Annotated in this window: 17 protein-coding genes; 9 read left to right on the plus strand and 8 right to left on the minus strand. The window is 73.7% G+C overall.

Features of this window, described 5'->3' with window-relative positions; all coding sequences use genetic code 11:
- Positions 1–21: 21 nt before the first annotated feature.
- Positions 22–624: a mycothiol-dependent nitroreductase Rv2466c family protein gene (locus tag FHU30_RS35790; protein ID WP_253881980.1), complete on the minus strand. Its 603-nt coding sequence runs from the start codon at positions 622–624 to the stop codon at positions 22–24.
- Positions 625–1,362: 738 nt separating this feature from the next.
- Here FHU30_RS35790 and pepN point away from each other — a divergent pair.
- Both pepN and FHU30_RS35800 read left to right on the plus strand, forming a co-directional pair.
- A complete protein-coding gene (pepN, locus tag FHU30_RS35795) occupies positions 1,363–3,897 on the plus strand; it encodes an aminopeptidase N (RefSeq protein ID WP_253881981.1) in 2,535 nt (844 codons plus the stop codon).
- Between the two features lie 125 nt (positions 3,898–4,022).
- Complete coding sequence (locus tag FHU30_RS35800; RefSeq protein WP_253881982.1) at positions 4,023–5,000, plus strand: hypothetical protein; 978 nt, start codon at positions 4,023–4,025, stop codon at positions 4,998–5,000.
- 6 nt (positions 5,001–5,006) lie between these two features.
- Here FHU30_RS35800 and malQ read toward each other — a convergent pair whose 3' ends face one another.
- Together malQ and FHU30_RS35810 are read right to left on the minus strand one after the other, a co-directional pair.
- Positions 5,007–6,989, minus strand: coding sequence for a 4-alpha-glucanotransferase (gene malQ, locus FHU30_RS35805; protein WP_253881983.1), 1,983 nt, complete (start codon positions 6,987–6,989; stop codon positions 5,007–5,009).
- Between the two features lie 42 nt (positions 6,990–7,031).
- Positions 7,032–8,456: an amidase gene (locus FHU30_RS35810; RefSeq protein WP_253882151.1), complete on the minus strand. Its 1,425-nt coding sequence runs from the start codon at positions 8,454–8,456 to the stop codon at positions 7,032–7,034.
- Between the two features lie 194 nt (positions 8,457–8,650).
- Between FHU30_RS35810 and FHU30_RS35815 the strand changes: the two genes are divergently transcribed.
- From FHU30_RS35815 to FHU30_RS35830, 4 genes are all read left to right on the plus strand, one after another.
- Positions 8,651–9,574: a nuclease-related domain-containing protein gene (locus FHU30_RS35815; protein WP_253881984.1), complete on the plus strand. Its 924-nt coding sequence runs from the start codon at positions 8,651–8,653 to the stop codon at positions 9,572–9,574.
- 485 nt (positions 9,575–10,059) lie between these two features.
- Complete coding sequence (ilvD, locus tag FHU30_RS35820) at positions 10,060–11,913, plus strand: dihydroxy-acid dehydratase (RefSeq protein WP_253881985.1); 1,854 nt, start codon at positions 10,060–10,062, stop codon at positions 11,911–11,913.
- Positions 11,914–12,229: 316 nt separating this feature from the next.
- Positions 12,230–15,601 carry a S8 family peptidase gene (locus tag FHU30_RS35825; protein WP_253881986.1) on the plus strand — a complete coding sequence of 1,124 codons (3,372 nt, stop codon included), beginning with the start codon at positions 12,230–12,232 and terminating at the stop codon, positions 15,599–15,601.
- 142 nt (positions 15,602–15,743) lie between these two features.
- Positions 15,744–16,100: a DUF1330 domain-containing protein gene (locus tag FHU30_RS35830; protein ID WP_253881987.1), complete on the plus strand. Its 357-nt coding sequence runs from the start codon at positions 15,744–15,746 to the stop codon at positions 16,098–16,100.
- A gap of 134 nt (positions 16,101–16,234) precedes the next feature.
- Here FHU30_RS35830 and FHU30_RS35835 read toward each other — a convergent pair whose 3' ends face one another.
- From FHU30_RS35835 to FHU30_RS35845, 3 genes are all read right to left on the minus strand, one after another.
- Positions 16,235–16,450 (minus strand): FmdB family zinc ribbon protein, encoded by a 216-nt coding sequence (locus FHU30_RS35835; protein ID WP_253881988.1) that lies wholly within the window; start codon positions 16,448–16,450, stop codon positions 16,235–16,237.
- A gap of 199 nt (positions 16,451–16,649) precedes the next feature.
- Positions 16,650–17,159 (minus strand): HNH endonuclease, encoded by a 510-nt coding sequence (locus FHU30_RS35840; protein WP_253881989.1) that lies wholly within the window; start codon positions 17,157–17,159, stop codon positions 16,650–16,652.
- A 440-nt stretch (positions 17,160–17,599) separates the two neighbouring features.
- Positions 17,600–18,373 (minus strand): hypothetical protein, encoded by a 774-nt coding sequence (locus tag FHU30_RS35845; RefSeq protein ID WP_253881990.1) that lies wholly within the window; start codon positions 18,371–18,373, stop codon positions 17,600–17,602.
- Positions 18,374–18,501: 128 nt separating this feature from the next.
- Between FHU30_RS35845 and FHU30_RS35850 the strand changes: the two genes are divergently transcribed.
- Together FHU30_RS35850 and FHU30_RS35855 are read left to right on the plus strand one after the other, a co-directional pair.
- Positions 18,502–20,577 carry a prolyl oligopeptidase family serine peptidase gene (locus FHU30_RS35850; protein WP_253881991.1) on the plus strand — a complete coding sequence of 692 codons (2,076 nt, stop codon included), beginning with the start codon at positions 18,502–18,504 and terminating at the stop codon, positions 20,575–20,577.
- 82 nt (positions 20,578–20,659) lie between these two features.
- Positions 20,660–21,439 carry a class I SAM-dependent methyltransferase gene (locus FHU30_RS35855; protein ID WP_253881992.1) on the plus strand — a complete coding sequence of 260 codons (780 nt, stop codon included), beginning with the start codon at positions 20,660–20,662 and terminating at the stop codon, positions 21,437–21,439.
- A 338-nt stretch (positions 21,440–21,777) separates the two neighbouring features.
- Here FHU30_RS35855 and FHU30_RS35860 read toward each other — a convergent pair whose 3' ends face one another.
- Together FHU30_RS35860 and FHU30_RS35865 are read right to left on the minus strand one after the other, a co-directional pair.
- A complete protein-coding gene (locus FHU30_RS35860) occupies positions 21,778–22,692 on the minus strand; it encodes a GNAT family N-acetyltransferase (RefSeq protein WP_253881993.1) in 915 nt (304 codons plus the stop codon).
- Positions 22,693–22,698: 6 nt separating this feature from the next.
- Complete coding sequence (locus tag FHU30_RS35865; protein ID WP_253881994.1) at positions 22,699–24,378, minus strand: NsdA family TPR-like regulatory protein; 1,680 nt, start codon at positions 24,376–24,378, stop codon at positions 22,699–22,701.
- 503 nt (positions 24,379–24,881) lie between these two features.
- Here FHU30_RS35865 and FHU30_RS35870 point away from each other — a divergent pair.
- Entirely contained in the window at positions 24,882–25,244 is a 363-nt protein-coding gene (locus tag FHU30_RS35870; protein ID WP_253881995.1) for a hypothetical protein, read from the plus strand.
- Positions 25,245–25,615: the final 371 nt, after the last annotated feature.

Below are 25,615 nucleotides of genomic sequence, written 5' to 3' on the forward strand. Positions count from 1 at the left end.
ACGCGCCGGAGCGGGCGGGGGTCAGTCGAAGATCGGGTCGCGGGTGCGGGTCCGCTTCAGCTCGTAGAAGCCGTCCACGGACGCGACCGCCACGACGCCGTCGAAGAGCTTCAGGGCCTGCTCGCCGCGCGGGATCGGGGTGACGACCGGGCCGAAGAAGGCGTGCCCCTCGATCTCGATGACCGGGGTGCCGACCTCCTGGCCGACGCGGTCGATGCCGTCCTGGTGGGACGCGCGGACGGCCGGGTCAAGGGACGTGTCGTCCGCGGCCTTGGCGAGCTCGGGGTCGAGGCCGGCGGCGGTGAGCGCCTCGCGGAACAGCTCCGGGCTCCACTCCTGGCCGCCATTGTGGCGGCGGGTGCCGAGCTCGGTGTAGAGCCGTCCGAGCGCCTCCGCGCCGTACTTCTGCTCGGCCGCGATGGCGATCCGGACCGGGCCCCAACCGCGCTCGATCATGTCCTTGTAGTGCTGCGGGACGTCCTTGTCCTCGTTCAGCACCGACAGGCTCATCACGTGCCAGTGCACGTCCAGGTCGCGGTGCTCGGCCACCTCGTGGATCCACCGGGACGTGATCCACGCCCACGGGCAGAGCGGGTCGAACCAGAAGTCGACGCGCTGGGACATCGTCAGCCTCCTCAAGGCCAGGTCAAGAGTCGTTACGCCCAACCCCGCCCGAACCTCCCCCATTCCCCACCCCGCCGATTCGGACACGCCGCCCCAACTCCGCCCCGCACAGCCCCCGCCTTCAGGCCACCCCGCGCCCCGGACCCCCTGTGCCCCGACCTCGCCCCCCGGCTACGAACCGCGCCGCGCCAAGCCGTGTGCGAACCAGGCGGAATCGGGGCGAACTCTTCGGACCGCCGCGCCCCGGCTCCGGACCACGCTGCCCCCGACGTCGGACCGCACCGCCCGGGCTCGGACCGCGCCGCCCCGGCTTCGGACCGCGCCGGGCCACCGGCTTCGGACCGCGCAGCGCCCCCCGGCTTCGGGAGCTCGCCGTGCCTCGACCTCGGGCCGCGCCGCCCCGGGCTTGGACCGCGTCGCCCGACTCCGAACCACGCCGCGCCCCGGCGTCGGACCTCGCCGCGCGCAGCCGCGGGCGGGCCAGGCGGAATCGGGGCGAACGACTCGGACCGCGCAGCGCCCCGGCTTCGGGCCGCGCTGCCCTCGGCTTCGGGCTGCGCGGCGCGCAGCGGGGGTGGGGTGGGGCATTGGGGGAACGGGATACGGGGGGTGAGTGGGTGGGGGCTTACTGCCACGGGGCGGTGCCGCGCGCGCCGTGGAGGCCTCGGCATTGGTAGACATGGACCGACAGTCTTCTTTGACGACCAAACCGGGTTCTTTGACGACCAAGGAGTACACGTGGCAGGCAACCTCACGCGCGACGAGGCGCGGGAACGGGCGAGGCTGCTCACCGTCGAGTCGTACGAGGTGGAGCTCGACCTGACGACCGGCGCCGAGCGGTTCGGCTCCACCACCGCGATCCGGTTCGGCTGCGCCGAGCCCGGCGCGTCGAGCTTCGTCGACCTGCACGGCGGGGTCGTGCACGAGGTGACGCTGAACGGCCGGGCGCTCGACCCGGCGTCCTACGACGCGGAGAAGGGCCGCATCCCGCTGCCGGACCTGGCCGCCGAGAACGAGCTGAAGGTCGTGGCGGAGGCCACCTACTCCCGCTCCGGCGAGGGCCTGCACCGGTTCGTCGACCCGGTCGACCAGTCCGTCTACCTCTACACGCAGTTCGAGACGGCCGACGCGCACCGGATGTTCACCTGCTTCGACCAGCCGGACCTGAAGGCGACGCACGAGTTCACGATCACCGCCCCCGAGGACTGGCAGGTCGTGTCGAACGAGGCACCCGACCGGGTCGAGGGCGCGGTGCGGCACTTCCCGAAGACGCCGCGGATCTCCACCTACATCACCGCGCTGGTCGCCGGGCCGTACCACGTCGTCCGGGACGAGTACCGGCGCAAGGACGGCACGGTCATCCCGCTCGGCGTGTTCTGCCGCGCGTCCCTGGCCGAGCACCTGGACGCGGACGCCATCGTGGACGTCACGCGGCAGGGCTTCGCCTTCTTCGAGGACGTCTTCGGCCGCCCGTACCCGTTCTCCAAGTACGACCAGCTGTTCGTGCCGGAGTTCAACGCGGGCGCGATGGAGAACGCGGGCTGCGTGACGTTCCTGGAGGACTACGTCTTCCGCAGCCGGGTCACCGACGCCGCCTACGAGCGCCGCGCCGAGACGATCCTGCACGAGATGGCGCACATGTGGTTCGGCGACCTGGTCACCATGCGCTGGTGGGACGACCTGTGGCTGAACGAGTCGTTCGCGACGTTCATGAGCGTGCTGTGCCAGGCCGAGGCGACCAAGTGGAAGGGCGCCTGGACGACGTTCGCGAACCTGGAGAAGGCGTGGGCGTACCGGCAGGACCAGCTGCCGTCCACGCACCCGATCTCGGCCGACATCCCGGACATCCGGGCGGTGGAGGTCAACTTCGACGGCATCACCTACGCGAAGGGCGCGAGCGTCCTGAAGCAGCTGGTGGCCTACGTCGGGCGGGACAACTTCCTCGAAGGCGTCCGGCACTACTTCGACCGGCACGCGTGGGGCAACACCGTCCTCGCGGACCTGCTCGGCGCGCTGGAGCAGACGTCCGGGCGGGAGCTGACGTCCTGGTCGAAGGAGTGGCTGGAGACCGCGGGCGTCAACACCATGCGCCCGTCCTACGAGCTGGACGAGGACGGCAACTTCTCGTCCTTCGCCGTCCTGCAGGAGGCCAAGCCCGAGTACCCGACGCTGCGCTCGCACCGCCTCGCGATCGGCCTGTACGACCGGACGCCGGACGGCATCGTCCGCCGCCGCCGGGTCGAGCTGGACGTCGTCGGCGCGCGCACCGAGGTGCCCGAGCTGGTCGGCGACAAGCGCCCGGACCTGATCCTGGTGAACGACGACGACCTGACCTACACCAAGGTCCGGCTCGACGACCACTCGCTGAAGACGCTGGTCGAGGGCATCGGCGACGTCAAGGAGAGCCTGCCGCGGGCCCTGTGCTGGTCGGCGGCGTGGGACATGACCCGCGACGCCGAGATGGCGACGCGCGACTACGTCCGGCTCGTCCTGTCCGGGATCCGCGGCGTCACCGACATCATGGTCACCCAGACCCTGCTGCGGCAGGCGCGCACCGCCCTCCAGCAGTACGCGGACCCGGCCTGGCGTCCCGAGGGCCTGCGGCTGATGGCGGACGCGCTGTACGACCTCGCCCGCGAGGCCGCGCCCGGCTCGGACTTCCAGCTCGCCTACGTCCAGGCGTTCACCGGGGTCGCGTCCTCGGCGGAGCACCTCGCCTACGTCCGGGCCCTGCTGGACGGCACCGAGGTCCTGGACGGCCTGACCGTCGACACCGAGCTGCGCTGGACGCTGCTGCGCCGCCTGGTCGTCACCGGCGAGGCCGGGCAGGCCGACCTGGACGCCGAGCTGAAGCGCGACCCGACCGCGGCGGGCGAGCGGCACGCCGCCGCCGGCGCCGCCGCGATCCCGACCGCCGAGGCCAAGGCCGCCGCCTGGGACAAGATCGTGTCCGGGACGCTGCCGAACGCCGTGTTCCGCGCCACGATCGGCGGCTTCGTCGACCCGGACCAGACCGACCTGCTGCTGCCCTACGTCGACAAGTACTTCGCCGAGGTGGGCCGCATCTGGAAGGAGTGGTCGAGCGACACGTCCCAGACGTTCGCCGAGGTCGGCTACCCGTTCCTGGTGATCGACCAGTCCACGGTCGACCGCACGGACGCCTACATCGCCGACGAGCGGCCGCCGTCCGCCCTCGCCCGCCTTCTCTCCGAAGGCCGCGACGGCGTCGCCCGGGCGCTCAAGGCCCGGGCGAAGGACGCCGCCACCGCCTAAGCGAACCCGAGGAGGCCGCCCGTCCCCAGCGGACGGGCGGCCTTCTGCTGCCACGGCGGCGCGGGTGGGGAAGGTTTTCCATCGGCGGCGGATTGATCGGTGAGAACGCGTGGCAGAGTGTCGGGGTGGAGACCGCGCGGGACGTGCTCAGGGTGTTGGCGGGGCGGTATGCGTTCGGGGACCTGGAGGCGCTGACGGCGTCGGCCCAGGGCCCCGTCGCGCCGCTGTGCGCGTTCGGGCAGCGCGTGCTCGACCTGGACGCCGAGGACTTCGGGATGCCGGAGGAGGCAGGGGAGGTCCCGAAGGACCTGCTCGACCGGGCGCGGGCGAGCCGGATGCCGCAGACGGCGAAGGAGCGTCCGCGCGGGGCGCTGGCGAGCCTGCGTCCGGCGTACCGGCTGCTGCTGGAGGTCATCGAGATCCGGTGGCGCCGCCGGGAGATGGCGCCGCTGGTGGCGGCCGTGCACATCGCGAGCGAGTACGCGCCGATGCTGGCGTGGGAGCCGGTGCTCGGGCACGCGGGCGACCCGGCGCTGATCGGACGGTCGGTGTCCGGCCCGGACAGCCGGTTCGGCGTGCCCGTGGAGCCGGGGTCGGAGCGGCGCTGCGACCACACCCGGCCCGAGCGGTCTGCCTGCGAGCGGACGCTGCGCGTCGCGCAGGAGCCGGGGCCGGGCTGGCGCGCCTACCTGGACCGGCAGCACAGCCAGGTGGCGCGGGCGCTCGGCGACTGCGCCGCCAGGTGCCGGACGCCGTGCAGCGTCATGACCCGGCTGGACGACCGGATCCGCGCCGAGCTGACCGACCGCTGCCGGCTCGCGGCGGACTTCGCCGACAGCGCCCTGGTGCGGCTGCGGCACGCGGCGCCGGTCGGGCACGGGTTCGGGGTCCCGTCGCCGGAGGAGGTCGAGACGGCGTGGGCGCGTGCCCGGGCGTCGCTGCGGCACCACCCGCTGGGCGAGGTGGCCCTGAAGAACGAGGACACCGACGATTACCCGCTGCCGGGGCTGCCCGGCCTGTTCTCGGCCATCGCGTCCACGGAGATCGTCAAGGACGACCTCCTGGAGGAGGTCTCCCGCCGCCTCAAGGACGCGCTGGCCTGAGCGGGCTCAGGGGCGCGGCGGCCGGAGCGGTCCGAGGTCGTCCAGGAGGACGGGGTGGGTGGCGGCGTCGGCCAGGGGGACGCGCCAGTTGGGGTATTCGTCGGTCGTGCCGGGCTGGTTCTGCGTGCGGCGCTCGCCCACGAGGTCGGTGAGCGCGAGGCCGGCGAGGCGGGCCGGGGTGCGGCGCAGGAAGGCGTGCAGGGCTTGGACGACCTCTGCGTCGTGCGCGGTCGAGCCGTCGTCCAGCGCCGCCAGGACGGTCGCCGGAGGTGTCGCCAGCAGCCCTTCCGCGGCCAGGAGGTCGAGCCATTCGCCCAGGTCGCGGCGGTGTTCGGCGTCCTCGACCGCGCGCGGCCGGGTCAGCAGGCCGAGCCGGTCGCGCAGGTCGATGTGGTCGCCGTGCAGCATCCCGGTAATCGGCGGCATGTCGTGCGTGCCGACCGTGGCCAGGGACAGCTCCCGCCACTCCCCCGGGGGTTTCGGACGTCCGTTACCGTCGCGCTCGAACCAGAGCAGGGACGTCCCGTAGACGCCGCGCGCGGCCAGGTCCTCGCGGAGGCCGGGTTCGACGGTGCCGAGGTCCTCGCCGACGACCACGCCGCCGGTTCGGGCGGCCTCCCAGGTCAGGGCGGAGAGCATCGCGTCCCGGTCGGCGGCGACGTACGCGCCGTCCGCCGGGGACGCGCCGTCCGGCACCCACCACAGGCGCGACACCTGCATCGCGTGGTCGAGCCGCAGCCCGCCGCCGTGCCGGAGCGCCGCCGCGACCATGCCGCGGAACGGCAGGTAGGCGGCCTCGGCGAGGCGTCCGGGGTGCCAGGGCGGCTGGCCCCAGTCCTGGCCGAGCTGGTTGAACTCGTCCGGCGGCGCCCCGACGCTCATGCCGGGCGCGAACAGCGGCCGGTACATCCACGCGTCCGCGCCGGCCGGATGCACGCCGACCGCCAGGTCATGGACGATCCCGACCGGCATCCCCGCCCCGCGCGCCGCCGCCTGCGCCGCGCCGAGCTGCCGATCGAGCTGCCACTGCAGCCACGCATGGAAGTTCACGCGGTCGGCGAGCCGGTACGCCGCGGCCCGCATGGCCGGGCCCTCGGCGTCGCGCAGCTCGGCGGGCCATTCACGCCAGTCCGGCCCCTGCTCCTCGCACAGCGCACACCACGTCGCGAATGCCGTAAGCGGCGCGCCCTCCCGGGCCCGGAACTCGTCCGGCTCGTGCGCACGCGCGTTGTAGAGGATCTCCAGGGCCTCTAGCTTGGCCGTCCAGACCGCGTCGCGGTCCAGGGCGTCCAGGGTCGCGTTACGGGCGCGTAGGGGCGCGCTGAGGCGGTCTACACGGTCGCGCTCGTCCGCCGCGAGGGACGCGTATTCGGGGACGTCCTCGACGCGCAGGTACAGCGGGCTGGCAAAGCGGCGGCTCATCGGCGAGTACGGCGACGGCCCGACCGGCGGGACGGGCTCGGTCGCGTGCAGCGGGTTGATCAGGACGAACCCCGCGCCTTGCCGCCCGCCCCACGCGGCGAGGTCGGCGAGATCGCGCAGGTCGCCCATCCCCCAGGACGCCCGCGACCGGACGGAGTACAGCTGCGCCGTCACGCCCCACGCGGCGGGCCCCGTACCGAGCCGTTCCGGCGCGACGAGCAAGGCCGCCTCCGCGCCGTCCACGGACAGCTCGTGCCAGCCGAGCGGCAGCTCCTCGTCCGTGGGGAGGTCGAGGACGCGGCCGTCCGCGAGCACGACCGTGCCGTCCTTGCCGAGGGGGCGTCCGGGCCGCGTCACCACGACGGGCGGGAGGCGGCGCGGCGTGGCGGCCCGCTCCAGCTCGTCCCGGATGGACGCGGAGGTCGAGACGTCCGCCCCGAGGGACGTGAGGACGGCCCGCAGCGTCTCGGGCGAGACCACCGCGGGCCGTCCCCGCCAGTCGAAGTAGTCGGTGGAGACGCCGTGCGCGCGGGCCAGCGCCCGCAGGTCCAGATCCCGGTCCTTCACCCCCACCCCATGCCCGCCCAAAACGGGCCCAAAGCCCGGCGGTCAGGCGTGCCAGATCTCGGGCTTGCGGTGCGCCCAGGGGCGCGCCTCTTCGAGCTGCGCGGACAGCGAGATGAGCGTGCCCTCGCCGCCCGGACGGCCCGCGAGCATGATCCCGATCGGCAGGCCCTCGTCCGTCCAGTGCAGCGGGACGTTGACGGCGGGCTGGCCGGAGACGTTGTAGACCGAGGTGAACGGCGTGTACAGCTTCTGCCGCTCGAAGTTCTCCTGCGGTTCCTGGCCGTGGAAGTACCCGATCGGGGCCGGGGGCTGGGCCAGCGTCGGGTGCAGGATGGCGTCGTACTGCTCCAGCACCGGCAGGACGGTCCGCATGGCCGACTGGAGGGCCGCGTGGGCCTGCATGAGCGCCGGGCCGCCGGTGGCGTGGCCGCGCTCGCGCAGCCACCGCGTGAGCGGCTGCAGGATCTCCTCTCGGTCGGGCGCGACGGGCGTGAGGGTGGCCATCGCCGCCCAGAGCGTCTCGAAGTGCGGCACCAGGTCGGCGTTCCACAGCACCGGGACGTCCACGACCTCGTGGCCGAGCTCCTCCAGCAGGACGGACGCCTCGTCGTACGCGGCCTGGACGTCCGGGTGGATCACCACGCCGGGGACGCCCGCCTCGATGCTGCGGGCGATGCGGAGGCGGCCCGGCGGGCGCTCGGTGTACGAGAGGAACGTCCCCTCGACGTCCGGCGCGCGGTAGATGTCGCCGGGACGCGGACCCGACATGACGTCCAGCAGGAGCGCGGCGTCCCGGACGGTCCGGGTGATCGGCCCGTTAGTGGACAGGCCGAAAAGGTCCGGGACGATCGGCCCGTGCGAGATCCGCCCGCGGGACGGCTTGATGCCGAACAGGCCGCACGCCGACGCCGGGATGCGGATCGAGCCGCCGCCGTCGCTGCCCTGCGCGACCGGAGCGAGACCGGACGCGACCGCCGCGGCCGCCCCGCCGGACGAACCGCCCGCCGAGCGGGAGGTGTCCCAGGGCGTCCGGGCCGGGGGCGCCACGTCGTTTTCCGTATAACAGGGCAGACCGAATTCCGGAGTGTTCGTCTTGCCCAGATGGACAGACCCCGCTTCCCTCAACCGCACCACAACAGTGTCGTCGGCGAAGCCGGTGAGGTCGGCGTGCGCGGCCGAGCCGAGCGTCATCCGCACCCCGGACACCATGTTCAGGTCCTTGACCGGAACCGGCACGCCGAGCAGCGGCGGCAGCTCGGCCGGGTCGTCCGCGCCGGTCACGAGCTTCTCCGCGGCGCGCGCCTGCTCCAGCGCGAGCTCGGGGGTGAGCGTGACGTACGCGCCGACCCGGTCGTTCAGCCGCTCGGCGCGGTCGAGGTAGTGGCGGGTCAGCTCGACGGGCGAGACCTCGCCGGAACGGACGGCGGCGGCGGTCTGTTCGGCCGTGAGGTCGTGGGTATGAGTCACTGAGTCGGTCACACGCCGAACGCTAGCCGCAGGCACGGGAGGACAATGAACCTACCCGTCCGCCGAGTCCGCGAACCGCCCGGAAACGGCGACAAAACTATTAACCCGGCATGACTGGTCGGGGACCGGCGAAGTGATTACTCTGCGCTCGGAGGATCATGCTTCCGGCGCGAAAGGAACACGGAGCGTCACCTATGGCGATCACGGAACGGAGCAACCCGCAGAAGGCCCGCGGCCAGCCCGAACAGGCCGCGGAGCGGCGCCGGCCCGAAGGCGAACCCGTCGCCGTCGCAGCCGGCGAGCACGGCGCGCCCGGCGTGCCGGGCGAACCCGGCACAGCCCGAGATCCCGGCGGGCCCCCCGAATCCGGCGGAGCCGCGGTTCAGGGCTCGGTCCAGGAGCAGTCCGGCCCGCTCGGGCTGGGCGACAGGCTCGGCGACCCCGCCACGCGGCGGTGGCTCCAGCGCGGCGTGGCCGCGCTGGCGGTGCTGCTGCTGGTGTCGGTCGTCCTCAACTTCAAGCTCGGCCTCATCGCGGCGGTCCTCGTCGTGGCGGCGGACGTGTTCCGCCGGGCCCGCACGGCCTCCAGCGTGGAGGCGTGGCAGAAGGCCTCGGCGGTCGAGCGCAGAACCGAACGGCAGCTGAAGTCCCTGGAGAAGAACGGCTACCGGGTGCTGCACGCCCGGGCCGTGCCCCGCGACGACGACGGTGTCAGCGACGGCCGGATCGACCACCTGGTCATCGGCCCGAGCGGGGTGTACGCGATCGACTCCGAGGCGTGGGACAAGCGGCTGCCGGTCCGCACGCTCTCCCACCGCAAGCTCTTCCACGGCCCCTTCAACAAGAAGGACCGGCTGGACGAGACGCACTGGGAGGCGGACCTGGCCAGCAAGATCATCAGCGGCCGGGTCGGCTTCGAGGTGCCGGTCCAGGGTTCGGTGGCGATCTACGGGCCGTCCATCCCGTGGAAGGTCATGCGCGTCCGCGACGTCGACGTGTACGCGGGGAACCGGGCGCGCGGCTACCTGCGCCGCCGGCCGCGCATACTCACCGGCACCGACGTGGAGCGCATCTTCCAGGCGGCGGAGGAGTCCCTGCCGCCGAAGTACCCCGACTGATCAACGCACCACCAGCACGCTGATCAACGCACCACCGATCGACGCACCATCGCCCAATGCACCACCGGTCAACGCAGTACCGATCGACGTACCAGTGATCAACGCACCGGTGACCGACGCACGCTGATCAACGCACCACCGATCGACGCACCGCCCGGGCGGTCCAGCCGGACCGGGCCGCCCATCAGGCTCGACGACGAGCTTCCCCACGCGCCCGGAGCAGCCGTCCCGGCGCGGCGCGGGCGCCCTCCGCCCGCCCCCGGCCCGCGCCTTGCCGGAAACAGGCGTTCCAGCATGTGAGACGAGACGTCCAGGGTTCCGCCGGGGCATGCGCGCGGCGTTGGTACGATCGGACGCACCGGCCGACCGGCGGCAGCGCCGCGCCACCCGCCCGCTGCGGCCCGAGCCCGGCCCGCGCCCGCCCCACCCGCCGCGGACGAGGTCCCGCTCGCCGTCCACGCTCGTCCACGGTTGGAAGAGGTCCCATGCCACCGCTCAGGTCACGTACGGTCACCCACGGCAGGAACATGGCGGGCGCCCGCGCCCTCATGCGCGCCAGCGGCGTACAGCGCGAGGACTTCGGCAAGCCGATCGTCGCGGTGGCCAACAGCTTCACCCAGTTCGTCCCCGGGCACGTCCACCTGCGCGAGGTCGGCGACGTCGTCGCCGGCGCGGTGCGCGAGGCGGGCGGCGTGCCGCGCGAGTTCAACACCATCGCGGTGGACGACGGCATCGCGATGGGCCACGACGGCATGCTGTACTCGCTGCCGTCCCGCGAGCTGATCGCCGACGCGGTCGAGTACATGGTCGAGGCGCACCGCGCGGACGCGCTGGTCTGCGTGTCCAACTGCGACAAGATCACGCCCGGCATGCTGCTGGCCGCGCTGCGGCTGAACATCCCCACGGTGTTCGTGTCCGGCGGGCCGATGGAGGCGGGCAAGCCCGTCCAGGGCGTGCAGGGCGGGCACAAGCTCGACCTGATCGACCCGATGATCGCCGCCGCGAACGAGTCGGTCAGCGACGCCACGCTCGCCGAGATGGAGGAGAACGCCTGCCCGACCTGCGGGTCCTGCTCGGGCATGTTCACCGCCAACTCGATGAACTGCCTCACCGAGGCGATCGGGCTCGCGCTGCCCGGCAACGGCACCGTCCTCGCCACGCACACCGCCCGCCGCCGCCTCTACGAGGACGCGGGCCGGACGGTCGTGGAGATCGCCAAGCGGTACTACGACGGGGACGACACGTCCGTGCTGCCGCTGAACATCGCGACCAAGGACGCGTTCGAGAACGCCATGGTGCTCGACATCGCCATGGGCGGCTCGACCAACACGATCCTGCACCTGCTCGCCGCCGCGGTCGAGGGGCACGTCGACTTCGGGCTCAAGGAGATCGACGAGCTGTCCCGGCGGGTGCCGTGCATCTGCAAGCTCGCCCCGGCCACCGCGAAGTACCACGTCGAGGACTGCCACCGCGCCGGCGGCATCCCGGCGCTGCTCGGCGAGCTGGACCGCGCCGGGCTGCTGCACCGGACGGTCACCTCGGTCCACTCGTCCTCGCTGACCGAGCACCTCGCCAAGTGGGACGTCCGCTCCCCCGACGTGCTGCCGGAGGCGGTCGAGATGTTCCACGCCGCGCCCGGCGGCGTCCGCTCGACCTCGGCGTTCAGCCAGTCCGCGCGCTGGGACGACCTCGACCTCGACCGCGTGGACGGCTGCATCCGCGACGTCGAGCACGCCTACACCACCGACGGCGGCCTGGCCGTCCTGCGCGGCAACATCGCCGAGGACGGCGCGATCGTCAAGACCGCCGGGGTCGAGGAGGAGCTCTGGACCTTCACCGGCCCCGCCGTCGTCTTCGAGTCGCAGGACGCGGCGGTCGAGGGCATCCTCGGCGGCAGGGTCAAGGAGGGCGACGTCGTCGTCATCCGCTACGAGGGGCCGCGCGGCGGGCCGGGCATGCAGGAGATGCTGTACCCGACCTCCTTCCTGAAGGGCCGCGGGCTCGGCAAGGCGTGCGCGCTGATCACCGACGGCCGGTTCTCCGGCGGCACGTCCGGGCTGTCGATCGGGCACGCCTCCCCGGAGGCCGCGGGCGGCGGCGTGATCGCGCTCGTCCGCGACGGCGACCGGATCGTCATCGACATCCCGAACCGCGTGCTCCAGCTGGACGTCCCGGACGAGGAGCTGGCCGCGCGCCGCGAGCAGCTGCTCGCCGAGCTGGGCGGCTACCGCCCGCGCGACCGCGACCGCAAGGTCAGCGCCGCACTCCAGGCCTACGCCGCCATGGCCACGTCCGCCTCCACCGGCGCCGCCCGCGACGTCACCCTCCTCAACCCCTGACCACCATCCCCCGAACGCCCGCCCGGACCCAGGTCCGGGCGGGCGTTCCGCATTCCGGACGCGCCCAGCCCGCGTCCTGGCGGTCCGCCGCACTGCGGAGCGCAAGCCCCCCGAACCAACCGCCCGGCCTAGACCCGAGCGGGCGTTCCGCATTCCGGACGCGCCCAGCCCGCATGCGGGCGTCCGACGCAGGGCGGAGCGCAAGCTTTCCGAACGCCCGGCCGGACGCAGGTCCGGGCGGGCGTTCGCGTTTTCGGCGTGAAAGCGGAGGGGGCGGTCGGTCAATACAGGGAGAGATCAACGGAAAGGACTCTCCTTGCGACCCATCAGATCCGGCGTGGCCGCCCTTGCGAGCGCGGCCGTCCTCGCCGCAGCGCTGACACCGCTCGGCGGTGCGGGCGCGTGGGCGGCGCCGCCGTCGCCCGTGCAGCCGCTGCCGAGCGGGAAGTCATGGCAGGTCACGCTGTTCACCGGGGACGTGGTGACCGTCCGGACGCGGAAGGGCGCGGTCCCGAGCGTGGGCGTGCGGCCCGGCGCGGACCGGCGGAACAAGGTCTTCAGCACGTCGGTCCGGCCGGACGGGCACGTGGTCGTCGTGCCCGCCGACGTGGCGCGGCTGCGCGGGCGCGTCGTCGACCCGGCGCTGTTCGACGTGACGGCACTGATCCAGAACGGCCTGGACGACGCGCGCAGCCGCGAACTGCCGCTGATCGTGCAGCGGTCCGGGCGCTCGGTGGCGGCGGCGCTGCCGCAGGGGCGGCGGCTCGCCAGCCTCGACGCGGTGGCCGTCCGGCAGCCGAAGTCGGGGACCGGGCGCCTCGGACGCGCGCTCGCCGCAGCGCCGGGCGGCGACGCGTCCCACATCTGGCTCGACCGGACCGTCCACACGACCCGCGCGCCGCAGGCGCCCGTCCCGGCCGCGGGCGCTCCGTCCGGTGCGGCGAAGCCGGGCCTCGACCGGAACCTCACGCAGGTCGGGGCGCCGGTGGCGTGGAAGGCGGGCGCCACCGGGCGCGGCGTCAAGGTCGCCGTGCTCGACACCGGCGTGGACGCCACGCATCCGGACCTCAAGGGACGGATCGCCGAGAGCGCGAACTTCTCCACATCTCCCGACGTGAAGGACCGGTTCGGGCACGGCACGCACGTCGCGGCCATCGTGGCGGGCGGCGGGAACGCGTCCGGCGGGTCGCGCAAGGGCGTCGCGCCGGACGCGCGGCTGCTGGTCGGCAAGGTCCTGAACGACGACGGGCGGGCGCCGGAGTCGCAGCTCATCGCGGGCATGGAGTGGGCCGCCACCCGCGCGAAGATCGTCAACATGAGCATCGGCGGCGACACGACCGACGGCACCGACCCGCTCTCGGTGGCTCTGGACGGCCTGTCCAAGCGGAACGGCACGCTCTTCGTCGTCGCGGCGGGCAACGACGGCGCGATCGGCTCGGTCAACACGCCGGGCTCGGCCGACACGGCGCTCACCGTGGGCGCGGTCGACGCGTCCGACCGGCTCGCGCCCTTCTCCAGCCGCGGCCCGCGCGCCGGACGGACGGCAGCCAAGCCCGAGCTCGTCGCGCCGGGCGTGGACATCGTCGCCGCCCGGGCGACCGGGACGTCCCTCGGCCGGATCATCTCGGCCCGGTACACCGCGCTGAGCGGCACGTCCATGGCCACGCCGCACGTCGCGGGCGCCGCGGCGCTGGTCGCGCAGAAGCATCCGGGCTGGGGTGGCGACCAGCTCAAGGCGGCCCTCGTCGGGTCGGCCGCCACGGCGAAGGACCGGGACGCCTACGAGGTCGGCGCCGGACGGCTCGACGCGGGCGCCGCGGTGACCGCGCCGCTGCTGTCGCGGCAGGCCGTCCCGCATCTGGGCACGTCAGCGTTCCCGGCACATCCGGCATTGGGGACGAAGCTGGCATGGAGCGCGCCGGGCAAGGCGGTGACGGCGAGCCTGTCCGTCACGGTCACCGACCGGCAGGGCCGCACGGTCGCCGGGGCCGCGAAGCTGTCGGCGACGCGGCTCGCGATCCCGGCCGGAGGCACCGCGACCGCGCAGCTGACCGTAAAGGTGCCACGTCCGGGGCTCTACGCGGCCGAGGTGACCGCCACGGGCGGCGGGCACAGCGCGCGGACGCCCGTCACGTTCGCCGTCGAGGCCCCGAGCCACACCGTGACGGTGGTCGGCAAGCCGATCCCGGGCACGGCCGCGAAGGACTACAGCGGGTCGGCGTCGGTCGTGAACCTCGACGACGTCGCGCAGTTCGCGCAGGGCGTGGACGTCCCGGCGGATGGCGGCACCAAGGTCCGCGTTCCGGACGGCCGTTACAGCGTGATCGGCAGCGTGGGCGACTCCCGGTCCGACCTCATGCGGACGGCCCTCGCCGGCACGCCCGAAATCACCGTGGACCGGGACGTCACGGTCACTCTCGACGGCACCGCCGCGCGGCCGTTCGGCGCGAGCGTCCAAGGCGTCGCGACGAAGACCGCGATGTCGTCACTGTCGGTCGTCCGGTCGTTCCGGCAGGGCATCATCGCGGACGGCGTCTACACCGCGGACAGCCTGCCCGGCCAGGTGTTCGCACAGCCCATGCCAGGCCGCCTCACCACCGGGTCGATCACCACGGCCACCGGGTTCCGGCTGACCGCTCCCGGCGCGGTGTACGACCTGTTCTACCCGCGTCCCGGCGGCGTGCCCGCCGATGCGTCGCACGTCGTCACGCCCGCCGAGCAAGCGAAGATGGCCCGGATCGACCAGCGGTTCGCAGCCCTGGACGGCGACACCTCGAAGCCGGTTTCGGACGTCCGGTACGCGCTGGCTCCGAACGCTCCGCTGTCCGTCGGCTTCCAGGCCGGATCGGAGGTTCCGTCCGGCACGACGCGGACCGACTACGTCAGCGCGAGCCCCGGCGTGCTCTGGATGCACGAGGCGTTCCCGCGGGCCGTCGCGGACGGCGGCTGGGGCGACCTGGGCGACTTCGCCGAGCTGAAGCCCGGCTCCCGCGCCGCCGAGACGTGGGGCCGCCAGCCGTTCCGGCCCGGACCGTACTCGGGTACGGGCCACTCCGAAAGCGGCTGCGCCCCGGCGCCGTCCCTGCGGACGAGCGGGAACGTGCACGTCCACCTGGTGGACCTCCAGGTTCGCCGGGACGGCTTCGACTGCGACATGATCCCGACGCTGAAGCACACCATGACGCTCAGCGAGGGGACGCGCCGCATCGGCCAGGTCGCCTCGGCGGCGGCGGACTTCCCCGTCCCGGCGCGCGCCGCGACCTTCACGCTGCGCTACGAAACCGACTCGTCGTCGGTTCTGCAGGTCTCGCCCCGGACGTCCACGACCTGGACGTTCCGGTCCGGTGTGCCGTCAGGGACGTCATCCGAGCGGCTGCCGCTGCTGCTGGTCGACTACGACCTCAGCCTCGACCTGCGCAACCAGCCGACCGGCGCGCCCGCGACGTTCACCGTCGCGCGGATGGCGGGCTCGGCCCGCGCGACGGCGACGGGCTTGGCGGTCGAGAGGTCCGTGGACGGCGGCAAGACCTGGCACGCGGCGACCGTCCGCGCGCTCGGCGGCGGGAAGTTCTCCGCCGCGCTGCCGAAGCCGGCCGCGGGCGGCTCGCTGTCGCTCCGCGTGACCGCGCGGGACTCGGGCGGCAGCTCCGTCCGGCAGGAGATCATCTCCGCCTACCGGCTGCGCTGACGCGCGTCCGGCAGACCGTTCCCCCGGGGGTAGGCGGTGGCATTACGTCCGACGTCATCGCCTGCTCCCGGGTCCGCCGGGCAGACTAAAGATCATCAACCGGGCGCACCGGGCGTCCGGGAGGAGAACCGAGGAGCACGCCATGCCCGCCGCCTACGCCATCGCCCGCATGTACCCGCCCGCGCGCCTGCACGACGACGTCCTGGAGTACATGGAGCGCATCCAGGAGACCATGGACCCGTTCGGCGGCCGGTTCCTGGTGCACGGCGGCGTCCCGGACGTGAAGGAGGGCGACTTCCCCGGCGTCGTGGTCATCATCGGCTTCCCGGACGCGGACGCCGCCCGCGCCTGGTACGCCTCGGACGCCTACGTCGCGATCATGGCCAAGCGCAGCGACCACATCCCCAGCGACCTGTTCCTCGTCGAGGGCGTGGACGCCGACTACGACATCAGCAAGACCGCCGCCGAGCTGCGCCGCCTCCGCGACAGCGCCGAGTGACCGCGCCGCGGCCGGCCACGCGGCGGCCCAACCACGCCGCGGCCCGAGCGCGCGGCGGCCCGAGCACGCGGCGGGAGGGTGGACGGGCGACGGGCCCCGGACATCGCGTCCGGGGCCCGGCCCTTGCGTCCGGATCAGGAGCAGCAGCCCCCGCCGCAGCAGCCACCGCCCCCGCCGCCCGAGCGCGGGGCGGGCGCGGACGCCTGCCCCGTCACCGCGACGGTGGACAGCAGCTTGACGGTGTCGTCGTGGCCCTCCGGGCAGGGGGCCGGGTCGGACGCCTGGATCATCGGTCGCGAGACCTCGAAGGTCGAACCGCACGCGCGGCAGCGATAGTCATACCGTGGCACCCGACCAGGATACGTGGGCCCGCCCGTTCCCGTCGCGGGGTCAGGCGGCGGGTTCGGCAGCGCGGGCCGAGCCGGGACGGCAGCGCGGGCCGAGCCGGGACGGCAGCGCGGGCCGAGCCGGGACGGCAGCGCGGGCCGCGTGCGCTGGACGGTGCCGGGCGGCGAGGTCAGGCGGCAGGTCAGGTGGGCGGACGCGGGGTCAGGCGGCGGGTTCGGTGACGTAGGGGGCCCACTGGGGGTCGCCGTCGTGGACGATGCCGATCAGCCGCCAGTGCGCGCCGCGCGGCACGCCGGGCGTGATCGGGAGCGTCCAGCCGAGCTCGTCCAGCAGCCGGTCGGCCTTGCGGTGGTTGCAGTTCTGGCAGCACGCGACGCAGTTCTCCCAGACGTGCTTGCCGCCTCTGCTGCGCGGTTGCACGTGGTCGATGGTCTCGGCGCGGCGGCCGCAGTAGACGCAGCGGAAGTTGTCGCGGCGCATCAGGGCCGTCCGGGTCAGGGGGACGCGGGTGCGGAACGGGATGCGCACGTACCGGCGGAGCCGGATCACGGAGGGGACCTCCACCGTCAGGGCGGCGGAGTGGAGGAGGGCGCCGGAGGTGTCCTGGTGGACGATCTCGGCCTTGTCCCGGAGGACGAGGACGACGGCGCGGCGGAGCGGGAGCGTGGTCAGGGGTTCGTAGGTCGCGTTGAGCAGCAGGACCTGGCGCATCAGACGGCCTCCGCCGGCTCGGAGGCGGCCGTCACCGTGCGATCGGCAGTGCGTTCCTTCGCCTCGGCGGGCGCGCGGCTCGCGCGCGCCCCGGCCCGAGGCCCGAGTATCGTCTCCGGCACCTGTGCACCCGCCATGAGGACCTCCCCAGGGGCGTTTCCGGTCCGTCCTTTACCGACCTGGCGTCACTGCCCTGCCGGGGGCGGGCGGGCCGCGACAGCCGGCCGTGACGGCCGGCCCGCAATCAGTGTGGCCCCTGAGCTGGCCGCCCGCTACCCCCTTTAATCCCCACGAAGGCGCCGGTTCGAACCGGAACGGGCCTCGTGGCGACGCGAAAATCCTTGCGCCGCAGGGCCTGCGGCCGCCTCGCCGCACCACCGCGGACGGACCGGACGGGCCCGAGAAGCCGGTCCGATCCGTCCGTCACGGCGCGTGTCCGGTCAGCCCTGCGGCGGGATCATGGCGGGCGCCGCCTGGTGGGTCCGGCCGCTCGTCGCGGCCTTGCCGGACGACGCCGCCTGGCTCTTGGGCGCGGCCGGGGCCTTCGGCGCTTCCGGCGCGGCCTGCTGGTTCGGCGCAGCCTGCTGCTCGGGAGCGGCCTGCTGGTCCGGCGCGGCCTGCTGGTTCGGTGCAGCCTGCTGCTCGGGAGCGGCCTGCTGGTTCGGCGCGGCCTTCGCGTCGGGCGCGGTCTGGGCGTCCGGCGCGACCTGCTGCTCCGGCGCGGCCTGCCCGTTCGGCGCGGCCTGCTGGCCCGGCGCGGCCTGCTCGCCCGGCGCGCTCGTGCCCGCCGGCACCTGCCGCTCCTGCCAGGTGACCCGGCCGTTGATCTGGATGGACCCGCGCGTGTTGGACGGGACGGCCGCGGTGAGCGCGCCCCTGGTCGTCGCGCCCGCCGCGAGCCTGCCGTAGGCGCAGCGGACCGTGGATGCGAGCACCTTGCACTGCGGCGAGACCTTCGCGACCTTGAGCTGCGGCGTGATCCTGTGCGTGAGGACGACGTTGTCCACGTTCTGGGCGCCCAGGTTGCGGAGCGTCCAGTTCCAGGTCACCGAGTCGCCCGCCCGCGCGACCTCCGGCGCGGAGTAGGCGAACTCGACCTTCCCCGCCGGAGCCGGCGCCGGCTCGGCCTGCGCCGCCGGCACGGACGCCAGCAGCGAGGCGCCGAGCAGGGCTCCGCCCAGGACGGTGGTGCGCGCGGCGATGGACTTGTTCATGGGTGTTCCCCCCGGTGGATGTTCTCCAGTGATCACCAACCGTTCTACCGATGTCACCGTGCGTATACACCTCGGGACACGGAAATGATCTCGGATCGGGTGGCGGTCCGGGTGAATACAGTGCTCGCATGACCCGACCGCAGTACCCCTCCGCGCCCCGCCAGGACGTCGCCGACGACCTGCACGGCCACCGAGTGCCCGACCCGTACCGCTGGCTGGAGGACGCCGGCTCCGAGGACACCGCCAAGTGGCTGGCGGCGCAGGACGAGCTGTTCCACCAGACCGTCGACGGCCTGCCCGGGCGCGACCGGCTGCGCGCGCGGCTCGGCGAGCTGCTCGGCGCGGGCAGCGTCGGCGCGCCGGTGTGGCGGGGCGACCGGCGGTTCTTCACCCGCCGCCGCGCCGAGCAGGAGCACCCCGTCCTCTACACGGTCGACCCGGACGGCTCCGAGCGCGTGCTGGTCGACCCGACCGCGCTCGACCCGACCGGCACCACCACGCTGGACGGCTGGCAGCCCGACAAGGAGGGCCGGCTGCTGGCGTACAAGGTCTCGCACGGCGGCGACGAGGAGTCCCTGCTCTACGTGCTGGACGTGGCGTCCGGCGAGCGGGTCGAGGGCCCGATCGACCGCACCCGCAACTCGGTCGTCGCGTGGCTGCCGGGCGGCGAGGAGTACTACTACGTGCGGCGGCTCGCGCCCGCCGACGTCCCGGACGGCGAGGACCAGTTCCACCGCCGCGTCTTCCTGCACCGCGTCGGCGCGGACCCGGACACCGACGTGCTGGTGTTCGGCGACGGGCTCGACAAGACCAACTACTACGGCATCGGCGTCAGCCGCGACGGCCGCTGGCTGACGGTCACCGCGTCCGCCGGGACCGCGCCGCGCAACGACCTGTGGATCGCCGACCTGACCGCCGCGCCGCTGCGGAGCCCGGAGTTCCGCGAGGTCCAGGTCGGCGTGGACGCCTCGACCGGCCTGCACGTCGGGCGCGACGGCCGCGCGTACGTCTTCACCGACCGGGACGCGCCGCGCTCGCGGGTGTGCGTGACCGACCCGTCCGACCCGTCCTACGAGAACTGGCGCGACCTGGTCCCCGAGGACCCGGAGGCCGTGCTCACCGACTACGCGATCCTGGACGACCTGCACCGGCCCGTCCTGCTCGCGGCCTGGACGCGGCACGCGGTCAGCGAGATCTCCGTGCACGACCTGGAGACCGGCGAGCGGACCGGCGGCGTCCCGCTGCCCGGGCTCGGCTCGGTCGGCGGCATCGTCGAGCGCCCGGAGGGCGGGCACGAGGCGTGGTTCGGCTACACCGACAACGTCACGCCGTCCTCGGTGCTGCACTACAACGCGCGGACGGGCGCGACGAAGGTGTGGGCGTCGGCGCCGGGCACCGTCGCCGTCCCGGAGATCGAGACGCGGCAGGTCACCTACACGTCCAAGGACGGCACGGACGTCCGGATGCTGGTGATCTCCCGTCCGGACGGCACCGGACCGCGTCCCGCCGTGCTGTACGGGTACGGCGGCTTCAACATCTCGCTCACCCCGGCGTACTCGGCGTCCATCCTCGCCTGGGTCGAGGCGGGCGGGGTGTACGCGGTCGCGAACCTGCGCGGCGGCTCGGAGGAGGGCGAGGACTGGCACCGCGCGGGGATGCGCGACCGCAAGCAGAACGTCTTCGACGACTTCCACGCCGCCGCCGAGCGCCTCATCGCGGACGGCCTGACCACACCGTCCCAGCTGGCGATCTCCGGCGGGTCCAACGGCGGCCTGCTGGTCGGAGCCGCACTGACGCAGCGCCCTGACCTGTACCGCGCGGTGGTCTGCTCGGCGCCGCTGCTCGACATGGTGCGCTACGAGAAGTTCGGCATCGGCCAGATCTGGAACGACGAGTTCGGCACGGCCGACAAGCCGGACGAGCTGGAATGGCTGCTGTCCTACTCGCCGTACCACCACGTCCGCGAGGGCGTGGACTACCCGGCCGTGCTGTTCACGATCTTCGACAGCGACAGCCGCGTGGACCCGCTGCACGCCCGCAAGATGTGCGCGGCGCTGCAGCACGCGACGTCCTCGGCCCAGCCCGTCCTGCTGCGGCGCGAGTCGGACGTCGGCCACGCCGCCCGCTCCGTCACGCGCTCGACGGCGCTGATGACCGACACGCTCTCGTTCCTGGCGTCCCAGACGGGCCTGTGCATGAGCTGACCAGCGGGCGGGCGGCGGTGCGTTCGGTCACACCGGCGGGCCGTCCGGGACAGGACGTATTGACGCGTGGTCGAATAAGACCGTGCGCTCCTCGACCACGCAGGACCCCGGGCTGCTCGACCGCGTCCTCGGGCTGCTCGCCGAACCGCCCGCGGCGCCCGCCGCGCCGCACGGCTACCTGGACCTGCTCGCCGCCGAACCCGCCCCGACGCTCGCGCAGCGGGTCATGCAGTCCACGCTGCTGCCGCAGGTGTACGAGCGGGTGTGGCGGCCGGTCGCGTTCAACGTGTCCAAGGGCTGGCCGTCCGGGCCGGACACCGCCGAGGAGCACGCGCTCGCCCGCGACTGGCTCGGCCTCGGCCAGCCCGGCGACATCGCCAAGCCCGCCGCGACCGTCCTCGACCTGGCCTGCGGACCGGGCAACACCACCCGCGCGCTGGCGTCCGGCGTCGCCGAGAACGGCCTGGTCATCGGGCTGGACGCGGCCCCGGCCATGCTCGCCCGCGCCGCCTCCGACAGCCAGGGCATCGCCTACGTCCGCGGCAACGCCGTCACCCCGCCCTTCCGTGACGGCGTCTTCGACGCGGTCTCCTGCCTCGGCGCCCTCTACCTCTTCGACGACCCCTGGACGGCCCTGGACGGCATGATCCGCGTCCTGCGCCCCGGCGGCCGCCTGGTCATCCTCACCACCCGCCGCCCGGCGCTCCCCCTGACCCGCCTCACCGGCGACGTCCTCGGCCGCGCCGCCGGCATCACCATGTTCGACGACGACCTCCCCGACGACCTCGCCGCCCGCGGCCTCACCATCCTCCACCACCGCCGCTACCCCCTCATGCAATTCATTGCAGCTGTGTTGGATTGAGCCTCCGGCTCCGCGCCCTCGCCTAGCGGCAGTGCTTATTTGAGCTTCCGGTCCGCGCCCTCGCCTAGCGGCTCGGGCGCGGACCGGAAGCTCGTGCGAACGCTGCATCGCTTCGCGATCAACCGCGCGGGACTCGCCTTCGGCGTCGCCCCGCACGGTTGTTAACGCGTTCGCGCCGGTTGCGGTCGTCGCGGGGTTTTGAGGCTGGCCTCGCGGGGTTTGGAGGCTGCCGGGGTTCTGGGGTCTGGCATGGAAAGGCCCCGGGACGGCGGGCGGCGGACCGCGCCTCCGCCGGATGGCCGTCGTCCCGGGGTGTCCGCTGTGTCCAGCGGGGCTTTCTAGTGGATGCGCTTCTCCAGGTAGATGTTGATGATGCCGCTGATGACCTCGCGGTGCGTCTCGCGCCAGCCGAACTTGCGGTAGAGCGCGAGGGCGGGGCCCTGGCGGGCGGTGGTGTCGGCCTTCAGGACCTGGTAGCCGAGCTCGGCGGCCCGGTCCTCCAGGGCGCGGACGAGCACCTCGCCGTAGCCGCGCCGCTGGAGCTCCGGCCGCACGCGCAGCCGGACCATCTCGACCGCGTGGTCGCGGGCCGGGGCCGCCTGCGCGCCCCCGCCCTTCGCCCGCGCGACGCCGCCGGGGACCAGGTCGGCGCGGCGGAGTCCGCCCATCGCGACGATCCGGCCGCCCAGCTCGCCGACGAGGAACTCGCCGTCGCCGCGCAGGTAGATCTCCTCCATCCGGAAGAAGTCGTGGTCGTAGTAGACCCCGTCGCCGGGCCGCAGCCCGACCTGCGCGAGTCCCTGCCGGTGCAGGGCGAGCACCGCCGGGTGGTCGGACGGGACGTACCGCCGCAGGCGCAGCCCGCCGTACTCCCACGACGGCGGGTCGGCATGCACGCGGACGAGGTCCGGACGGTCGGGGCGGGCCCGTCCCGGCACGAGGATCGAACAGGACTCGGGCAGCTCGCGCGGGGCGTCCTTCGCACGGGGATCCGACTCACCCGGATCGGCGGTACGGAGGTCGGTGCCGCTGGGAGCGGCGGTGCGCACGTCGGACTCGCAGGGGTCGGCCGCGCGCAGGCCGGACGGGTGGCGGTCCGCCGGGCGGGGGTCCGCCGGGCGGGTCTCGGAGTGCGCCCCGGGGTGGTCCGGGGCGGCTGGGGCGCCGGGCGCGTCGGCCTGGGCGTCGTCGGGTGCCTTCGGCCGCGCCGGTGCGGCCTGGGGTCCGGGCAGGTGGCCCTCTGGCTGTGGCATGGCGCGTCAGACCTGCTCTGCGGGCGGGACGGACGGCTTGGGCGGTGGAGTGGTCGGGCTCTGCACGTGCGGCCCCGCGAGCGCCTCGTAGAACTCGTTCAGCGCGGGCAGGCCCGGGTGCTTCGCGCCGACCGCCGCGCCGATCTGCCGCGCCCGGTGGACGAGGATGTCGGAGCGGTGCTCGGCGGGCAGGTCGAGGATCGCCTCGCGCGCGCCCGCGAGCGCGGCGTCCGGATGGCCCGCGTGCAGCTTGCAGGCCGCCCGGTCCAGCCGGACCAGGGTCAGGTCGACCCGGTCGGTGGGCGCGTACAGCGTGAGCGCCTTGCTCAGCGACTCCTCCCCTCCCTTGTGGTCGCCGAGGTTGGTGTAGGTGTCGCCCTCGTAGAACGTCATCTGCCGTTCGGTGAAGCCGAACACCAGGTCGCCGGTGTACTCCTTGCTCAGCTGGTCGAACACCGACCGGCCGCGCAGCAGCGCGCGCCGGGCGCTGGGCGCGGCGTCGCCGCGTCCGCGCAGCGCGAGCTGGCCGAGGGCGCGCGCCTCGACCGCGGGCGCCATCGCGGCGGCCACGCTCGGGTCGCGGCCGGCGAGGTCCTGGGCCTTGCGGGCCAGGTGCAGCGCCTCGCGCGGGTCCCCGTAGTACATCGGGACCAGCGCCTCCCGGACGGTCACCCAGGCGCGCAGCTTGCGGTCGCCGGTCTCGTCGGCGGCCGTCCGCGCGGTCCGGAAGAACGAGCGCGCGAGCCGGTGGTCGCCCAGGTTGATCATGATCAGGCCGGACAGCCCGGACAGCTGGGCGGCGATCCGCAGCAGCCGCTCCTGGAGCTCGACCGGCTGCCGCTTGTCGGCCATCCGCCGGACCTCGGAGAAGTCGAGCAGCACGTCGCAGAGCATGCGCAGCGACGGTGTGGCCTGGTACTGCTGGCCGTAGCCGAGCGTCGTCTCCTCCCACTGGTCGAGCATGGTCGGAGACACGGTCGCGCTGACCAGGGTGTCGTCCATCTTGCGACGAAGGTTGTCCACAGCGCCGAGGAACTGGCCGTCGAGCGTCACCACGCCCGATCCGGCCAGCAGGCTCAGCAGGGTCCTACGAAGCACGATGTCCTCCTCTCCCACATCGATGGAGACGGGGCCGTCAGCGCGGTCCGGACCCCTGGGGTTTCTGACGGAGACCCAATGCCGGTCGTCCGGGCTCGGCACCACCACCGCCCCGATCAGGGCGTCGGTTTCGTCCGGCGCGCGGGGACCCGGTTCCCGCTGGGACGGGACGCCGGCGGGGGACGGGCCGCCGTTCGCCTCGGCGGGACGGGTCGCGTGCGCGCGCCCGCAGATGCAGGGACTGCGGTACCCGAGGTCGTCGGGTTCGACCCGGTAGACGGCGCAGAGGTAGTGGAGGTACTCCGGCCCGGGCCGCTTGTAGCCGCTCTCGTAGGCCGACAGCAGGGTGTCGCCGAGCTTGGGCTCGGGCTTGCCGTCGATCTCGAACAGCGCGCGGACCTGGGCCACGATGTCGGACAGCGCGACCCCGTGGGCGAGGCGGTGCGCCTTGATCGGCGTGATGCCGAACAGCGGCCCGCACTGATCGTGGATGTCCACCGCGATCTGGGCGGGTGCGCGTCCCCTGGCGAGACCGCGTGCCCTGATGCGGCGCGCGATCTCCGTCTCCTTCTTCGGGGGGTCTGACATCGTTCCGGCCTCCTCACCGCTGGGCCGGGGGAGGTCCTCGAAGGCGAGGGCCTGACCTCGGGGCCACGGCGACCGGTAGCTAGGTCAACCTCTTCGGACGGAGTTCTCGCGTCCACCCGCCGGGGGCGAGTGATACGAGAAATAATCTCTTGCGCACGCAGCGTAACGCTCGCACCGGGGCAGGCCAAGCCATTCCCGAGAAAGACGGGCGCACCGGAAGCGGCTTCTCCCCCGGGGGTAGAGATTCCTCCTCCGGGATCGGAGAACCTCCCCCTGAGGTGGTGCGATCCCGTACTTCGCCGGACAGCGGGGCCCTTGACCCATCACCGTTGAGGTTGCAATTCTCGCCGCGTGTAACGGATCGGAAGCGCTGAGTTCGATCACCGCGGGGGCCCGGCCCGGCCGGGTTGAAGATCCTCACCCGCGGCGAGAGGGACCATTCGGCCACACGGGAACGGCACGAGCAGTCCTCGGAATGCACGGAAGACGGAGGGGGTGCGCAGGTGGCACACGACGAGCGCGTCGGCTACCTGGAGGAGCTGGAGCACGAACTCGACACGCGCGGCCTGGTCGCGCGGGTGGTCCGGACGCGGTCCGGCCCGGCGTTCCTGCGGGTGGTGAACCCGGAGGCGGCCAGCCTGGCGGAGGACGTCACGTGCGCCCCGGCGCCGGACACGCGCGACCACTTCTACTACTGGTGGTCCTGGGGGGAACGCATGCACAAGGTCGACGATCCGCGCGGGGCGGCGACGAAACTGGCGCACGTCCTGCAGCCGCTCCGACAACAGGCGCGCGGTCTCGAAGCGCAGGGCTTCGAGGTCCGCGGTCCGGCAACGGCGGGGGGCCGGCCTTCGGGCCGTTCCTGACGCTGCCGGAAGCGTCCCCGGGGGCCGTGGCCGAAACGGCGCGGCAGCCACGGCCCCCGCGGGACTCCACTCCCTCCTCCAGACCTGGCGGCCCCCCCACCACCAGACCTGGCGACCGGACCGCCGCCACGGCGCGGTCGGCGGCGTTCCGGTCGTCCAGTCCTTCGAACCCGCCCAATGAGCCCGCCCAGTGAGCCCGCCCAATGAGCCCCGCCCCGGCTTGAGCGCCGGCCCCCTCCGGCCAGCCGCGGACCCGCTTCCCATGCCCGATTCTCCGGGTCCGCGGCCCCCGGGCGGCCCCTCCCCGGCCGATGCGCGTCACGCGTCCGGCGATGTACGAACCCGTCGTCACCGTCCCCTACGATCGGGCT

The sequence above is a fragment of the Actinomadura rupiterrae genome, assembly GCF_024172125.1.
GTDB classification, from domain to species: domain Bacteria; phylum Actinomycetota; class Actinomycetes; order Streptosporangiales; family Streptosporangiaceae; genus Spirillospora; species Spirillospora rupiterrae.

Bases quoted from the DNA above. Each gene is read 5' to 3' on its own strand.
- ilvD (WP_253881985.1), top strand. From the start codon at position 10,060: ATGCCACCGCTCAGGTCACGTACGGTCACCCACGGCAGGAACATGGCG.
- FHU30_RS35790 (WP_253881980.1), bottom strand. From the start codon at position 624: ATGTCCCAGCGCGTCGACTTCTGGTTCGACCCGCTCTGCCCGTGGGCG.
- FHU30_RS35815 (WP_253881984.1), top strand. From the start codon at position 8,651: ATGGCGATCACGGAACGGAGCAACCCGCAGAAGGCCCGCGGCCAGCCC.
- FHU30_RS35860 (WP_253881993.1), bottom strand. From the start codon at position 22,692: ATGCCACAGCCAGAGGGCCACCTGCCCGGACCCCAGGCCGCACCGGCG.
- FHU30_RS35845 (WP_253881990.1), bottom strand. From the start codon at position 18,373: ATGAACAAGTCCATCGCCGCGCGCACCACCGTCCTGGGCGGAGCCCTG.
- FHU30_RS35840 (WP_253881989.1), bottom strand. From the start codon at position 17,159: ATGCGCCAGGTCCTGCTGCTCAACGCGACCTACGAACCCCTGACCACG.
- FHU30_RS35865 (WP_253881994.1), bottom strand. From the start codon at position 24,378: ATGTCAGACCCCCCGAAGAAGGAGACGGAGATCGCGCGCCGCATCAGG.
- FHU30_RS35830 (WP_253881987.1), top strand. From the start codon at position 15,744: ATGCCCGCCGCCTACGCCATCGCCCGCATGTACCCGCCCGCGCGCCTG.
- FHU30_RS35850 (WP_253881991.1), top strand. From the start codon at position 18,502: ATGACCCGACCGCAGTACCCCTCCGCGCCCCGCCAGGACGTCGCCGAC.